Consider the following 15154-nt stretch of genomic DNA (forward strand, 5'->3'; position numbering starts at 1 on the left):
AAATTTTTAGACATAAAGCAAATGTACGAATTGAATGCTGTATTTTTGTTTTATGGAAAACATTTTCACTGACGACTATTTTATGAAAAAAGCTTTGCAGGAAGCCGAAATGGCTTTTGAGAAAGGCGAAATTCCTGTTGGTGCTGTAATTGTAATCGACCATAAAGTCATTGCCAGAAGTCATAATCTCACCGAATTATTAAACGATGTTACAGCTCACGCCGAAATGCAGGCCATAACTGCCGCTGCGAATTTCCTTGGCGGAAAATATTTAGTGGGTTGCACGCTTTATGTCACGCTCGAACCTTGCCAGATGTGTGCTGGTGCTTTGTATTGGAGTCAGATTTCTAAAATTGTTTTTGGAGCCAGCGACGAACATCGCGGTTTTGAGAAAATGGGAACGCAATTGCATCCAAAAACTACCGTTGTTCGAGGCGTTTTGGCAAATGAAGCAAGTGAATTGATGAAGCGGTTTTTTGTGGAGAAGAGGAAGTGATTTTCAATTCAATTTTGTTTCTTAAATAGTGTTACATTTACTACTATTAAATTTAAATCAAATTTTCAATGGAAAATAGACTCAAATCATCAATTATTATTGGAATTGCCATTGTTTTAACTGCATTTGTTTTGGGGCAATCTTTCAAAAAAAGGAATCAAAATTTAGACTCTATTTCTGTAATTGGATTAGGTACAAAAGATTTTGTTTCGGATGAAATTTTATGGTCTGGAAGTTTTACAACTAACAGTATGGATATAAAAACTGCTTACAGCAAAATTATTTCTGACCAAAAAATTGTTTCTAATTTCTTTATTAGTAAAGGATTTAAACCAAATGAGTTTTCGTTTGGAGCAGTGAATTTCCAAAAAAAGTTTAGAGAAATTAGAACCGTAAATGCTGAAAATGGTTATGTGAATACGGAACAGATTTTTGATGGATATGAAGCCACACAAAGCATTTCTTTTGTGGCTAAAAAGAATCCTCAACTGATGAAACGTATTGAAGAAGTCTCGAGCAAAACTTCGGAATTGATTAATTCGGGCATAGAACTTACTTCAAATTCTATTCAATATACGTATTCTGATTTGCCTAGTTTGAAGCAAAGCTTGATAGAAAATGCAACACGAGATGCTAACGAAAGAGCTAATAAAATTGTAAAAACTGCCAATGGTGATTTAGGAAAACTCAAAGGCGCTACTATGGGAGTTTTTCAAATAACTGGTCAAGGCTCAACAGAAGAAGATAGTTATGGAGGAAATAACGATACTTTTAGTAAGAACAAAACGGCTAGAATTACTGTTAGATTAGAATACAATTTGGACTAGAAAACAACATTTAGATTCAGGATTCTCTAGCCCAGATAGCAGCGGCATCCTTTTACAAAGCTTCCAGTCCCGCAAGGCGTGACTGGAAGCTTTGTAAAAGATATAGCGAATAGCTGGAAATAGCTCCTGACTCCTTCCTGCCTCGCAATGACAATTAGACACAAAAAAACCGCCTTTCGTGAGATTGGCGGTTTTAATTTATTCATTAATTTCGGTTCCTTTTTTATCGTAGAAATGATATTCTAGATACGTATAAGCGTCGCGAGGAATGATTTTTATCCATTTTTTATGTTCAAAAAACCATCTTGAACGCAGTGATGGAAACCCTTTGCTGAGGTATGCAGCCACAAACGGATGTACGTTGAGTACGACTTTGTTGTGGGTTTTAAGTATTCGTTCTAGATCGGAAGCAATTTTATCAATGATTAGAATTGGCGCTTCGATTTCGCCATTTTCATTGTTTGGGTCTTCTTCTCTAGTTTTGATGTTGACTTCTGGTCTTACTCTTTGTCGGGTAATTTGGACTAGCCCAAACTTACTCGGTGGTAAGATTTTGTGTTTCGCTTTATCGTCGCTCATTTCTTCTCTCAAGAAGTCGAATAAAACTTTACGATTTTCGGGATTAGACATATCAATAAAATCAATTACTATAATTCCGCCCATATCACGAAGACGCAATTGTCTTGCTATTTCGGCGGCAGCAATCATATTGACTTCCATGGCTGTATCTTCCTGATTTGATGCTTTATTCGAACGGTTTCCGCTGTTTACGTCTATGACGTGCAAAGCTTCGGTATGTTCGATGATAAGGTAAGCACCTTTACTCATGGAAACTGTTTTTCCAAAGGAGGTTTTGATTTGTCTCTCTATATTGTATTTTTCGAAAATTGGCGTATCATTTGACTGATAAAACTTAACGATTGATGTTTTTGAAGGCGCAATTTCTTGTAAATAGTCCTTGGTTTGGTTGTACAACTCTTCGTCATCTATTTGGATGCCACTAAAGGTATCGTTGAAGACGTCTCTTAATATTGATGAAGCTCTATTGAGCTCTCCTAATACCTTGGACGGATGATGAGCGGTTGGTAATTTTTTACACATTGCAGTCCATCTGCCTAGCAGGTTCTGCAAATCTTTTTCTAATTCTACTGTGGTTTTGCCTTCGGCTACTGTGCGAACAATAACGCCGAATCCTTTTGGTTTGATTGATTGGACAAGTTTTTTTAGTCTGTCTTTTTCTCTTTTGTCTTCTATTTTTTGAGAAATAGAAACACGATCCGAAAACGGAACTAGAACAATAAATCTTCCGGCAAGTGAGAGCTCTGCGCTAATTCTTGGTCCTTTGGTAGATATTGGTTCTTTTACGACTTGTACTAAAATAGATTGATTGGCATTGATAATATCTGTTATCGAGCCATCTTTGTCTATTTCTTTTTCAAATTGAAAGTTTTTTAAGGAGAAATCTTTTAGTTTACCTGCGTTTACAAGTTTTATAAATTTCAGTTGGGAAGCAAGATTAGGACCTAAATCGTGATAATGTAAAAAGGCATCTTTTTCGTAGCCTACATGAACAAAAGCGGCATTTAGTCCAGCAACTGGTTTTCTTATTTTGGCGATAAAAATATCGCCTACTTGAAAGTTGCTTGTTTCTTCTTCTTTGTGTAATTCAATAAGTTTTCCATCTTTTAATAAGGCAAAATCTACGGCTTCGGAACTAGATCTGATGATTAATTCTTTATTCACGCTGTTGATTTTTATCCAGACTTTCAGTTTTCAGTCCCGAAATTTCGGGATCAGATTTCAGATTTCAGATTTTTGTAGCTACAAAAAACTTCCAACTTCTAACTTCGGTAAGGATGGATTAAACAATAATTTTGACAGGTATTGAACCCGGGGAAAATTAGTATGCAGTTTACGGTATTCAGTTTGCAGCTAACTGAACACTAAATACTGAACACTGAACACTAACTTTCAATTTCAATGAACGGTTAAAAAGAAAAAAGTAGTTCTAGACTACTTTTTCTTTTTATGACGGTTAGCTCTCGCTCTTTTTTTGCGTTTGTGCGTTGCTACCTTATGTCTCTTTCTTTTTTTACCACTTGGCATATTTGGTGATTTTGTGATTAATAAATTTTTTTATTTTGCTTCGTTATTCGATTTTACTCCTTCAACAAACACTTTTGCAGGTTTGAACGCTGGAATATTATGAGCAGGAATTTTAATTGTGGTATTTTTAGAAATGTTTCTTCCTGTTTTTTCCGCTCTTGTTTTCACAATAAAACTTCCAAAACCTCTTAAATAAACATTGTCTCCTGTTTCTAATGAAGTTTTTACTTCAGTCATAAAAGTCTCTACAGTTGCCTGAACATCTCCTTTTTCAAGGCCTAATCTTTCTGAAATTTTTGCTACGATATCTGCTTTCGTCATTTTCTTTCTAATTTATAAATGGTCTACTAATTTTTTGAGGTTGCAAATATAGTAATAAAAAAAACAATTATTCAAGCTAATTCGTTAAATTTTAATTGTATAATCTTTTACTTTTGTCAATCAAAAAACAGGCATGAATTTTACTAACGAGTTAATTAAATGGTACTTAAAAAATAAAAGAGATCTGCCCTGGCGTAACACCACAAATCCTTACTTTATTTGGCTGTCTGAAATCATGCTCCAGCAGACTCGTGTGGCTCAAGGAATGCCTTATTACATTTCGTTTACGACTGTTTTTCCTACAGTTTTTGATCTCGCCGCGGCGAGTGAAGAACAAGTTTTAAAACTTTGGCAAGGATTGGGTTACTATTCTCGTGCTCGAAACTTGCATAAAACGGCGCAATTTGTAGCTTTTAATTTGGGAGGAGTTTTCCCAGATAATTATTTAGATTTAATAAAACTCAAAGGCGTTGGCGAATATACTGCTGCAGCTATTGCCTCTTTTTCTTACAATGAAGTCGTTCCGGTGGTTGATGGAAATGTTTTTCGGGTCTTGTCGCGTTACTTTGATGTTGAAACTGATATCGCTTTGGCTACAGCCAAAAAAGAATTTGCTGAATTGGCTTTTGAATTGATGCCAAAGGATGATCCTGCGGTTTTTAATCAAGCCATTATGGAATTTGGTGCTTTGCAATGTGTTCCTAAAAGTCCCAATTGCGGAGTTTGTATTTTCAATTCGAGTTGTGCTGCTTTGCAAAAAAAGAAGGTAAATTTATTGCCTGTTAAGTCAAAAAAATTAAAAGTCACCAATCGATTTTTTAATTATCTCGTGGTTTCGGATGATAATGAAAACACTATAATCCAAAAGCGAACCGCAAAAGGAATTTGGCACAACCTCTATGAATTTCCCTTGATTGAAACTGAAGTTGAGGAAAATTTTGAATATATTTCGGAGCAAATTCAAAATAATTTTTTTTTGCAAAACACATTAATAAGTATTGAAGGCTCAAACGATAAAAGCATAATTCATAAACTTTCGCATCAGCGTTTGCATATCAAGTTTTGGAATGTTAAAGTTAAAGGATTGGTTGAAAATGGAATTGATGCAACAACTTTAAAAACATTTCCTTTCCCAGTAGTGATTTTTAATTTTATTGAAATGAATTAAAGTATTTTAAAAATTAGGTATCTTTGATGAAATACAATTTTTAAACAATGAGCGGAACCTTAAATAAAGTAATGCTAATAGGTCATCTGGGCGACGAAGTCAAAATGCATTATTTTGATGGAGGAAATTGCATTGGCAGATTTTCATTAGCCACTAACGAGGTTTATATTAACAAAACCACAAATGAGAAAGTCATTTCCACGGAGTGGCACAATGTAGTTGTAAAAAATAAAGCAGCCGAAATTTGTGAAAAACACTTATCAAAAGGAGATAAAATATATGTTGAAGGACGCATAAAATCACGTCAATGGCAGGCCGAAGACGGATCGACAAAATACACAACCGAAATTCAAGTGACGGAGTTCACATTTTTAACCACCAAAAAAGAGAGCGAAAATCATAAACAAGTTCCCTCTGAAGAATCGCCAAAAATCACTAACTTTGTACCACAAAACGACAATTTGCCAGTAAACGATTTGCCGTTTTAATTGTTTAATTAATCTATTTCAATTTGGACCCAGCGCCCAGTTTAGGTTTTACCTACACATTAGACATTGATTTAGTGATAGGTTTTCTTGTAATAGCCGCTTTATTATTTTGTTCAGCACTAGTTTCAGGTGCCGAAGTAGCCCTTTTTTCTTTATCACAAAAAGACATTGATGAAACCATACAAAATCATCCCAAAAAGGGAAAAATCATTTCAGATCTTTTAGGAAAGCCAAAAAAATTATTAGCCACTCTTCTAATAGCCAACAATTTTATCAATATTGCAGTGGTAATCCTGTTTTCATTTATAGGCAAAGACCTTTTTGCTAGTATCATTTCACCCGTTTTTAAATTTATAGTTGATGTAATCGTAGTTGCATTTTTGATATTATTATTTGGAGAAATTTTACCCAAAGTTTATGCCTCGAGAAACAATATAAAGTTTGCTAAATTAATTGCTTACCCAATCGTATTGCTGGATAAATTGCTTTCGCCAATAAGTTTGCTCCTGCGCTCTGCAACGATTTATTTACACAATAAATTAGGAAAACAAAAATCAAATTTCTCTGTAGATCAACTATCACAAGCACTAGAATTGACTGCTACTGACGACACTTCAACCGAAGAGCAAAAAATTCTAGAAGGAATCGTTTCCTTTGGCAATACCGATACAAAGCAAGTAATGAGCCCGAGAATTGATATTTTTGCTTTAGAGATTTCGGCTACTTTTATAGAGATTTGTCCTAAAATAATAGAAAATGGTTATTCGAGAATTCCAGTTTACCGAGACAATATAGACCAGATAGAAGGCGTTCTGTTTGTAAAAGATTTATTGCCACACATAAGCAAAATTAATTTTGACTGGAAAACATTAATGCGAGAACCGTTTTTTGTTCCTGAAAATAAAAAACTAGACAATTTATTAAAGGATTTCCAGAGTTTAAAAAGTCATTTGGCCATAGTCGTTGATGAATACGGAGGAACTTCAGGACTGGTATCTCTTGAAGACATTATCGAAGAAATTGTAGGAGACATCAGCGATGAATTTGATGATGAAAATATAAATTTTTCTCAAATTGATGATAAAAATTATCTTTTTGAAGGAAAAGTTAATCTCAAAGATTTCTATAGAATTATTAATGTTGACGAGGCTGTTTTTGAAATTAAAAAAGGCGAAGCCGAAACTTTGGCAGGGTTTATTTTAGAAGTTTTAGGAAATTTCCCCAAGAAAGGCCAAAAAATTCATTTTGAAAACTGCTTATTTACTATAGAAGTAGTTGATAAAAAGCGTATTAAACAAATAAAAGTTACGATTGATGTTTAAACTAAAAAGTATTTCTGTTGTGTTGCTGTCTGCGCTTTTTGTGTTGTTTTTTGCTTCTTGTAAAGACGATGTTTTACCCAAACCTTCTAGCTATTTGCGACTGGATTATCCAGAGGCAGAATATGTCAATTTTGAGAATAAAGTTTCCCCTTTTGCATTCGAGATGAATTCCGAAGCGATAATCAAAGGCGAAAAGAATTTAGGATTTACTATTTTGTATCCAAAAATGAAAGCCACCATTTACTTGACCTATAAGCCAGTTAATAATGACATTAACAAATTACTGAGAGATGCGCAAAAACTAACCTTTGAACATGTGATAAAAGCAGATGATATAGTAGAACAACCGTATTTAAACCCTTCTAAAAAAGTATTTGGAATGTTTTATAAAGTTGATGGTAACGCAGCTACCAATTCCCAGTTTTATGTTACAGACAGCATCAAACATTTTGTAACAGGTTCTGTTTATTTCTATGCAAAACCCAATTTTGATTCCATCATGCCTGCAGCAAGTTACCTCAGAAACGACATGCAGCGTTTAATGGAAACCTTGCGGTGGAAGTAATCCAAACCAGTTAAAAAAGCAATATCATAAATTATACGAATTTTTCTAATAAAAAATTAGGAAAATTCGTTTTTTTTTTTTCTTACTTTGAAAGAAAAATACTAATTTTAACTAATACATTATGAAAATCAATTTTTGCATTAGAATACTTATGATTATTGTCCTGATTAATATTGTTGGATGTAACGAAGAACTCTATGAATTCAAGGAACAGCATCTAAGTATGGATAAAAATAAAATTAGTTTGTCACAATTTAAAGCAGAAACAAAAGTGTACAACTTGAAATCGGCTTTGAAAATAGCGGGGAATATTACAAGTGTAACGGCTTCAAGTAATAACGTATTAAAAGATTTTATTATTGACACACTTGCTATTAAAAAGTACGTTAGTCAAACAAATAGAGTAACTTATACTTTCAGAGTATATCCCATAGTCTCGAGTATAGAGCCTAATAAAATTTATAATTTAATTTATAGAAAAGTAGGTAATCATTGGGCAACTTCAATTTTTTTGTTAACTAAAAAAAGCATAACAAATCAAAATCAAAAAATATTCAATACTATTGAAAGAATTTATGATAGTGAAATAACAAGTGCAAGAACATCAAAATCTTCTTCAAGGATGGGTGTATGTGTTATTGAATCATTCTCTGTACAATGTGATGGTTCCTGTGGAAGTGATGAATGTGATGGATTCGCTTGTTCTACAGGTCAATGTATAAAAAGAACGATATCGTACGATGTTTGTAATGAAACAGAACCAAGTGGAGGTGATGGTGGATTTTATGAAGGAAATTTTGAACAAAGTGGCGGTGGTGATTATACCTATTCTCCCAATACATATGAATTTGACTACGGTAATGATATAAACTATATAAATAATTTAAAAAAAGACGCAGTTTGGAACAACATGACCTCACCAATGCAACTTTATTTTAATACTAGTTTTGAGAACTTATTGCAGTTTGATGCTATAATTCAACATCAAATAAATAATAATTGGTCACAAGATAGTTTTGATTTTGGTCAAGATTTGATTGATGAAGTTTTTTTGAATCCAACGTTAAATTTTGATATAAATGCAACGGCCAAATCACCAGCAAATATTGACCGATCCACTATTACAAACGCCACACCCGAAGGAGCGAAATTCAACACCGTATATGATGCACTAACAAATTCACCAGAATTTAAATTACTTTTTATAGATTTGTTCCAAGACAATAGTAGGTTTAATGTTAAGTTTGAAATAGCGGAGCATGTTTATGAAGATAATGATCCTACCAAAAAAGAAGTAAATGCTACAACGAGCCAAATTCCAGGAACAGACAATAGTATCATAAAAATAAGTAAACAAATATTAATTGCAGGAACTACTAAAAGCCAAACCAACATTGAAAATGCCAAAACCATTTTACACGAATGTATTCATGCGTACCTTTTTGTTAAAGCCAATTATCCAACTGCTGGGAAAGATTTTGTAAAAATTTTAAACTCGATGTATCCAACACCCATTGAGCAACATGATTTTATGTATGGTTTTATGATACCCACAATGCAAACTGTCTTAGGAGAAATTAGAGATTTGGTAACAACTGAACCAAAAAGAGCAGTAATAGAGCAATACACAATGCATCCAACATTAAATCCTATGACTTCTACTACTTTTAATTGGAGCGATTTTTATAGAAATTTAAGTTTGAGCGGATTGGATGAAACAAGCTGTTTTAAGCAGGATTTTCAAGATCCCTCGGATGCACTTAGGTTACACAAAAATTATATTGATGCTGGTAAATATGAATTAGATCGTTAACTAATATTAAAAACTATGAAAAAAATAACTTTTTTAATTATATTTCTTTGTTATAGTTTTGGTTATGGACAAGATATTGAGTACATAAAAAAACTTGATACAGTTTTCGTAAAGTTTAAAAAATCTGTAAATCAAACGAAACAGGGTTCACAAGATTATCGTTTTTATACAATAAGACTTGGGCAAATTTCAGATAGGACCTGTTTATATTTTACTAAACCTGATTTTAATGATAATTCAACAGAAACTGCCAAAAAATATTTACCTAGAATAGAAAAGAAATCATTTCTTAAGAAGCATAAAAAAGATATTGTTGGAATTGATTTTTTTCAAAAATATGGTATTGAAAAAAGCACGTATGAAGCTTTTTCGGCAAATAGTGTAATTTACATCATTGATTGTGATGAACAAAAAAACGGCAAAATTATGCTATATAGAGTATTAATGTCTAGTTCTTATCGTATGGGGGAGTAAGCATTAAAGCAGTTTTAGGGATATTTTAAAATTGCATTTAAAAACTACCAAAAGCCAAACCAACATTGAAAATGCCAAAACCATTTTACACGAATGTATTCATGCATACTTAAATGTAAAACTTTGTGATGTAGGGCAAGGAATAAGCATACCAACATTAAACAATTTAGATTTCTTTAATGTTGTAAACCAAAAGTACAATGGTTTTAATAGTAGTCAAGACCAACATAATTTTATTTATAATTATATGCTGCCAACTATGCAAACTATACTTAGAGAAGTAAAAGATAATTTGGTTACATCAGTAAACAATTTGACAATGTTAAACGATGTAAGTGTACACATCCCATTTGACACATCTCCATCTACCCCTTTTATTTGGAGTAATTACTACCATAATTTAGCTTTAGCGGGATTACAAAATTGTAGTTTTTTTCAAAATGAAATTGGAACAATTACAATTATTAATGGAGTTCCAACAGTCATAAATACAGTTAATCAGGCTTTAATGCAAAGCTACAATCAATATATTAAAATAGGGAAATTATACATTCATCCTTAATTCAATAATTATGAAACTTTATTTATTTTACACTTTTAATAATACCATATATACTTTTTTCACAGGATATGGAAAAGATTAAAGTAGGAGATACTATTTATATATACTTTAAAGAGGATAATGTAAATCAAATCAAAAGTTTAAATAATAGAAAACTCAAAAGTTTTAATTTATATTCTTTTTCGATCTTAAAGACATAAAGACAAGACGGTCTTTCGATCTTTTTAGTGATTATCGTACAACAACTCCAGAGATAAAATTAGTAAGAAAATCATTTTTAAAAACAAACAAGAATAATATAGTTAACTATGATTTCTTAAAAAAGATAGGTTTTTTTGAAGCAGAACGATTTTTATTAAATAAATAAAAACTGTATTTAATTGATTATGATAATATAAACTGCTTTAAAGTAAAGATTATAGAAGTAAAAATGATCAGCAGAGATTATCTTATGCAAATAGAATGACAGTTTCCAATCTCACCTCAGAAACGACATGCAGCGTTTAATGGAAACCTTGCGGTGGAAGTAAAAAGAGTTAATTACAATTTGGTTGATGAAACGGTATACGTTTTTCCATCTGCTGTAGCTTCAACTACTTTAGATAATTTTTCTGGAGTTTGCATGGTTTTGTCAAACGTTACTGTTCCTAGTTTTTTTTCAAAATCTACGGTCGCTTTTTGCACACCATCAAGTCCTGATAATTCTTGTTCTATAGTTTTTGCACAACCCATAGCACATGTCATTCCTTCGATAGTGAAACTTGCAGTTTGAAGATTTGCAGCGACAATTTCCTTTTTTACTTTTTGTACAGTAGTTGCTTTTGCAGATAAAACAACGGTTTCTTGAGGTTTTTCTTTACAACTTACAAACAAAAAACCGGATAGAGTAAGTGTAAATAGTATTTTAGAGTAATTCATTAGATTGGAGTTTAAATAAAATTTTTTTGCAGTACGAAATTAATAAAAAAAGAGATTGGTAATTCATAAAATTATTACAATTTTGAGCCAAAATTATGTTTATGAATTCAAAACAGTTGAAATGGGTTTTATTAATTGGGCTTGCATTAATTTGGGGTAGCTCTTTTATATTAATAAAAAGAGGTTTGGTTGGATTAACACCCATGCAATTGGGTTCATTACGGATTTTATTCGCAGCTATCTTTTTATTATTAATTGGGTTTAAAAGTGTATTCAAAATCCCAAAATCACAATGGAAATATATTGCCTTGACTTCCCTTTTTGGCACTTTTATTCCGGCGTATCTTTTTGCAATAGCCCAAACTGAAATTGACAGCTCGGTGAGTTCGATATTAAATTCCTTGACGCCATTAAACACGCTAGTTTTAGGAACTTTAGCTTTTGGATTACAGTTCAAACGAAATCAGATTTTTGGAGTTGTAATTGGTTTAATTGGTAGTGCGTTATTAATTTTGAATGGCGCGATACACAATCCACAGCAAAATTATTATTACGCAATTTTGATTATTATCGCCTCTATTTGTTATGCTACAAATGTCAATTTGGTAAAAAAACACCTTTCAAATTTGAGTCCGCTGAGTATTACTACGGGGAATTTTTTAGTATTGTTGTTTCCTGCACTTTTAGTGTTGCTGTCAACTCCTTTTTTCGATACGATTCATCTAGAAAGTGTGCAACATGCGGTACTATTTATAATGCTTTTAGGAGTTGTAGGAACCGGAATTGCCAATATTATTTTCTTTAAAACCATACAAATTTCATCGCCAGTATTTGCAACATCAGTAACGTATCTGATTCCAATAGTTGCATTTTTTTGGGGAATGTTAGACAACGAAATGCTTACGCCAGTTCAGTTTCTTGGTGCATTTATAATTTTGATAGGCGTATATTTATCGGCAAAAAAATAATCATCTGGAATATTGATTAGGGACTATTTTTTTATTGGATTACCATAATTATCAAAATGGAACAACGGGATATTTAGCTTTTCAAGACCAGGAAGTATTTCTGATTCTTTGCCTACAATTACAATTCGAGTGTTGTCTATCAAAAAATATTTATTAGCCACACGAAGAATGTCTTCTGGTGTTACGGCGTTTATTGTTTTGATGTAATTTTCGTAAAAATCTGTTGGTAAATCTTCAGTTTCAATATTTAAAGCGTGTCTTGCAGTGGCTTCTGGTTTTTCGGCCTTCATTACAAAACGGCCAATGAATCCTGCTTTTACATCATTTAGAAATTCGTTGCTGACTTTTACAGTTCTAATTTTCTTTATTTCTTTAATAAATTCTACAACAGCACTATCTGTAGCGCTACTATTTACTGCGGATGTGGATCTTATTTTGGTTACATATTTTCCAGAACCTATTGTAGAACTCGCACCATAAGTCCAACCGTTTTGTTCCCGCAAATTCATATTTAAATAACTATTAAAATCACCTCCGAGTATGTTTGTTGCTAATACTGCAGCGAAAAAATCTGCATCGTTCATTTTTAAGTTTAGGGTGTTTACCAATGAAATGTCAGTTTGTACCGCATTAGAAACATTTACAAAATTGATTTGGGTAAAAGGTACATTTTCAGGATCAACATACGCAATTTCCTTCACATTTCCTTTCTTCCAATTACTAAATAATTTTTCTACTATGGGTTTAATGGTTTTATATTTCACATCACCAACAATTACTAGATAGGCTTTTTCGGGCACAAAATAAGTTTGATAATTTTCAATCACATCTTCAAGGCTTATGTTATTTAAGGTAGCTTCGGTTACATATTCCCCTGATGGATGATTTGTCCCAAAAGCTAATGCATTGACTACCCTTTCTGCAATAAAAGGAACGCTTTTTTCTTGAAATTTGAGTCCTTCTAGTAATTTCTCTTTTTCTTTATCAAATTCTATTTGTGTAAAAACGGGATGTAATGAACCTTCAGACAAAAGTTCTAAAATTCGTCCAGCATATTTCGAAAGTGAACTAGCAAAAGCACCTTGCGCACTAAAATTTACATTGGCTCCCAGAAAATCAATTTCGGAATTTAAAACATCTTTTGAAATGTTTTTGGTGCCGTTACCAATCAAGTTACTGCACAATTCATTAACCCCCTTTTTGTTCCCTTCGGCATAAGGAGCAGTGTCTATGGCTAAATTAAAAGTAACTCTGGGTAATTTATGATTTTCGACAATCATGACTTTTAAACCGTTTGGTAAAATAAAAGTTTGAGGTTTTTTAATATTTACAGTTGGCGAAACGCCGGGTTTTGGTTGTGTACGGGTTTGTGCTTGCATGATTGCTGTTAGAAACAAAATGAATAAAATAGAAGCTGTTTTTTTCATAGTAGCGCTGGTCTTAATTTTTAATCTCAACGGGCGATGGGACATAATCCAAGATCAGCCTTTGGTTTGGATTCAAATATTTTTTTGCCACTGCTCTAATTTCTTCTCGTGTGATCGAATGGTACAAATCAATCTCGGTGTTGATTAAATTTACATCGCCATAAAGTAGATAGTATGTGGCTAAATTTTCGGCAATACCTTCAACTGTTGAATTGTTGTTTACAAAACGATTGTCCGTCACATTTTCAAGTCGTTGAAGTTCTTTTTCAGAAATCAAATCGGTTTGAAGACGAACTATTTCTTGGTCTATTTCTTTTAGAATGGTTTCCGTAGTATTTTCTCCAAGTGGAAGTCCATAAATAATATACATTCCATGATCCTCATTACTGTAAGTAAAAGCGCCAATTTGAAGTGCCAATTTTTTATCATCAACAATTTTTTTGTACAATCTAGAGCTTTTCCCATCACTTAATAAAGTTGAAATCGCGTCTAAAACCCTAGCGTCTCTGGTTTTCATCGAAGGGATTCGGTACGATGTCAAAATCATAGGAGTTTGAATGTTATCATCTACATAAGTTGCTTTTAGAGTTTGGGTTATGGGTTCTTCAACAAAAGTTTGCTTAATTATGGTTTCTCCTTTTTCAATAGTACCAAAATAGTTTTGAATCCACTCTTTGGCTTGATTTTTTTCGAAATCACCTGCAACAACAAGCACTGCATTATTAGGTACATAGAATTTTTTATTAAATGCTTGAAATTCTTCTAATGTTGCAGCTTCAATATCTTCCATTGATCCAATGGTTGTATTGCGATAGGGATGATTTTTGAAAATATTTTTTTTTACAACTGCAAGGTAATTTCCGTATGGACGATTGTCGTAATTGGTTCTTTTTTCTTCTTTAATAACATTTTTTTGTGTGTTTACACCAATTTCGTTTATTACAGGATGCATCATACGTTCAGATTCCATCCAAAGGGCTAATTCCAGATTATTCGAAGGAAAAACTTCGTAATAATAAGTACGATCATCATTAGTGTTAGCATTATTTGTTCCACCGTTAGAAGTTACAATTTTCATCCATTCGCCACGCTTAATATTGGCAGTGCCTTCAAATAATAAATGTTCAAAAAAGTGCGCAAACCCAGTTCTATTTGGCGCATCATCTTTTGCTCCTACATGATACATTACGGATGTTACTACAACTGGCGCGGAATGATCCTTGTGTAAAATAACATGCATGCCGTTTTCTAAATCGTATTCTTCAAAAGCAATTTTTTGAGCCGAAGCAATTCCTCCTAGCATAAGCGCAGTACTTAAAAGCATTAGTAATTTTTTCATATGGATTAATAAAGTTTTATTTGCATCTTGAAATAAAAGAATTATTGACACATCAAAAATACCTTTTTTTAATTATCAATGAGATAACATTCTAATTTTGACTAAATTTTAACAATATTTTACTAATTTATATATCGTAATGCTTTAAAAATGAGGGGTAAAGGCGTTTTTTGTATTGAAAATATTTTTTTATTTCATCTGATTGTATAATAAATATTAAATTGTATATTTGCAACCTTAAAAATTTATAAAACAATTTGTTATGTATGCAATCGTAGAGATAGCAGGGCAACAATTCAAAGTTAGCAAAGACCTAAAGGTTTACGTTCACCGTTTGACAAATGAAGAAGGAACTAAAGT

The 15154-nt window shown here is 32.5% G+C and carries 16 protein-coding genes; 11 read left to right on the forward strand and 5 right to left on the reverse strand.

The window, feature by feature from the left end:
* Positions 1-52 precede the first annotated feature (52 nt).
* Together RMO53_RS07340 and RMO53_RS07345 are read left to right on the forward strand one after the other, a co-directional pair.
* Positions 53-496, forward strand: coding sequence for a nucleoside deaminase (locus RMO53_RS07340; RefSeq protein WP_310379328.1), 444 nt, complete (start codon positions 53-55; stop codon positions 494-496).
* 68 nt (positions 497-564) lie between these two features.
* The gene (locus RMO53_RS07345) at positions 565-1323 is read left to right on the forward strand and encodes an SIMPL domain-containing protein (RefSeq protein WP_310379329.1); all 759 of its coding nucleotides are present in this window, start codon (positions 565-567) and stop codon (positions 1321-1323) included.
* A 198-nt stretch (positions 1324-1521) separates the two neighbouring features.
* Here RMO53_RS07345 and RMO53_RS07350 read toward each other — a convergent pair whose 3' ends face one another.
* Together RMO53_RS07350 and RMO53_RS07355 are read right to left on the reverse strand one after the other, a co-directional pair.
* On the reverse strand, positions 1522-3066 hold the full coding sequence (locus RMO53_RS07350) for a ribonuclease E/G (protein ID WP_310379330.1): 1545 nt from the start codon (positions 3064-3066) through the stop codon (positions 1522-1524).
* A 393-nt stretch (positions 3067-3459) separates the two neighbouring features.
* Positions 3460-3750 carry an HU family DNA-binding protein gene (locus RMO53_RS07355; protein WP_310379331.1) on the reverse strand — a complete coding sequence of 97 codons (291 nt, stop codon included), beginning with the start codon at positions 3748-3750 and terminating at the stop codon, positions 3460-3462.
* A 133-nt stretch (positions 3751-3883) separates the two neighbouring features.
* Here RMO53_RS07355 and mutY point away from each other — a divergent pair, with 133 nt between their 5' ends.
* The 7 genes from mutY (at position 3884) to RMO53_RS07390 (ending at position 10142) form a co-directional block, all read left to right on the forward strand.
* Positions 3884-4918: an A/G-specific adenine glycosylase gene (mutY, locus tag RMO53_RS07360; protein WP_310379332.1), complete on the forward strand. Its 1035-nt coding sequence runs from the start codon at positions 3884-3886 to the stop codon at positions 4916-4918.
* A 47-nt stretch (positions 4919-4965) separates the two neighbouring features.
* Positions 4966-5406 (forward strand): single-stranded DNA-binding protein, encoded by a 441-nt coding sequence (locus tag RMO53_RS07365; RefSeq protein ID WP_310379333.1) that lies wholly within the window; start codon positions 4966-4968, stop codon positions 5404-5406.
* 23 nt (positions 5407-5429) lie between these two features.
* The gene (locus RMO53_RS07370) at positions 5430-6728 is read left to right on the forward strand and encodes a gliding motility-associated protein GldE (RefSeq protein ID WP_310379334.1); all 1299 of its coding nucleotides are present in this window, start codon (positions 5430-5432) and stop codon (positions 6726-6728) included.
* Positions 6721-7293: a gliding motility lipoprotein GldD gene (gldD, locus tag RMO53_RS07375; RefSeq protein ID WP_409024826.1), complete on the forward strand. Its 573-nt coding sequence runs from the start codon at positions 6721-6723 to the stop codon at positions 7291-7293. Before RMO53_RS07370 ends, gldD begins: the two co-directional genes overlap by 8 nt.
* A 121-nt stretch (positions 7294-7414) precedes the next feature.
* Complete coding sequence (locus tag RMO53_RS07380) at positions 7415-9106, forward strand: hypothetical protein (protein WP_310379336.1); 1692 nt, start codon at positions 7415-7417, stop codon at positions 9104-9106.
* Positions 9107-9121: 15 nt separating this feature from the next.
* Positions 9122-9580 carry a hypothetical protein gene (locus tag RMO53_RS07385; RefSeq protein WP_310379337.1) on the forward strand — a complete coding sequence of 153 codons (459 nt, stop codon included), beginning with the start codon at positions 9122-9124 and terminating at the stop codon, positions 9578-9580.
* A 31-nt stretch (positions 9581-9611) separates the two neighbouring features.
* On the forward strand, positions 9612-10142 hold the full coding sequence (locus RMO53_RS07390) for a hypothetical protein (protein ID WP_310379338.1): 531 nt from the start codon (positions 9612-9614) through the stop codon (positions 10140-10142).
* A 540-nt stretch (positions 10143-10682) separates the two neighbouring features.
* On the opposite strand, the gene RMO53_RS07395 is transcribed toward RMO53_RS07390, so the two are convergent.
* On the reverse strand, positions 10683-11060 hold the full coding sequence (locus RMO53_RS07395) for a heavy metal-associated domain-containing protein (RefSeq protein WP_310379339.1): 378 nt from the start codon (positions 11058-11060) through the stop codon (positions 10683-10685).
* A 101-nt stretch (positions 11061-11161) separates the two neighbouring features.
* On the opposite strand from RMO53_RS07395, the gene RMO53_RS07400 reads away from it, so the two are divergent.
* Positions 11162-12028, forward strand: a complete 867-nt coding sequence (locus tag RMO53_RS07400; protein ID WP_310379340.1) for a DMT family transporter — start codon at positions 11162-11164, stop codon at positions 12026-12028.
* 23 nt (positions 12029-12051) lie between these two features.
* Here RMO53_RS07400 and RMO53_RS07405 read toward each other — a convergent pair whose 3' ends face one another.
* The gene (locus RMO53_RS07405) at positions 12052-13455 is read right to left on the reverse strand and encodes a pitrilysin family protein (RefSeq protein WP_310379341.1); all 1404 of its coding nucleotides are present in this window, start codon (positions 13453-13455) and stop codon (positions 12052-12054) included.
* A 13-nt stretch (positions 13456-13468) separates the two neighbouring features.
* Positions 13469-14794, reverse strand: coding sequence for a pitrilysin family protein (locus RMO53_RS07410; RefSeq protein ID WP_310379342.1), 1326 nt, complete (start codon positions 14792-14794; stop codon positions 13469-13471).
* A 262-nt stretch (positions 14795-15056) separates the two neighbouring features.
* On the opposite strand from RMO53_RS07410, the gene RMO53_RS07415 reads away from it, so the two are divergent.
* On the forward strand, positions 15057-15154 hold a 98-nt coding region (locus tag RMO53_RS07415), incomplete at its 3' end, for a bL21 family ribosomal protein (protein ID WP_310379343.1).

Source organism: Flavobacterium sp. (assembly GCF_031409475.1).
GTDB lineage: Bacteria > Bacteroidota > Bacteroidia > Flavobacteriales > Flavobacteriaceae > Flavobacterium.

Coding starts and splice junctions, on each gene's coding strand:
- RMO53_RS07340 (WP_310379328.1), top strand. CDS start 53: ATGGAAAACATTTTCACTGACGACTATTTTATGAAAAAAGCTTTGCAG.
- RMO53_RS07345 (WP_310379329.1), top strand. CDS start 565: ATGGAAAATAGACTCAAATCATCAATTATTATTGGAATTGCCATTGTT.
- RMO53_RS07355 (WP_310379331.1), bottom strand. CDS start 3,750: ATGACGAAAGCAGATATCGTAGCAAAAATTTCAGAAAGATTAGGCCTT.
- mutY (WP_310379332.1), top strand. CDS start 3,884: ATGAATTTTACTAACGAGTTAATTAAATGGTACTTAAAAAATAAAAGA.
- RMO53_RS07365 (WP_310379333.1), top strand. CDS start 4,966: ATGAGCGGAACCTTAAATAAAGTAATGCTAATAGGTCATCTGGGCGAC.
- gldD (WP_409024826.1), top strand. CDS start 6,721: ATGTTTAAACTAAAAAGTATTTCTGTTGTGTTGCTGTCTGCGCTTTTT.
- RMO53_RS07380 (WP_310379336.1), top strand. CDS start 7,415: ATGAAAATCAATTTTTGCATTAGAATACTTATGATTATTGTCCTGATT.
- RMO53_RS07385 (WP_310379337.1), top strand. CDS start 9,122: ATGAAAAAAATAACTTTTTTAATTATATTTCTTTGTTATAGTTTTGGT.
- RMO53_RS07395 (WP_310379339.1), bottom strand. CDS start 11,060: ATGAATTACTCTAAAATACTATTTACACTTACTCTATCCGGTTTTTTG.
- RMO53_RS07400 (WP_310379340.1), top strand. CDS start 11,162: ATGAATTCAAAACAGTTGAAATGGGTTTTATTAATTGGGCTTGCATTA.
- RMO53_RS07405 (WP_310379341.1), bottom strand. CDS start 13,455: ATGAAAAAAACAGCTTCTATTTTATTCATTTTGTTTCTAACAGCAATC.
- RMO53_RS07410 (WP_310379342.1), bottom strand. CDS start 14,794: ATGAAAAAATTACTAATGCTTTTAAGTACTGCGCTTATGCTAGGAGGA.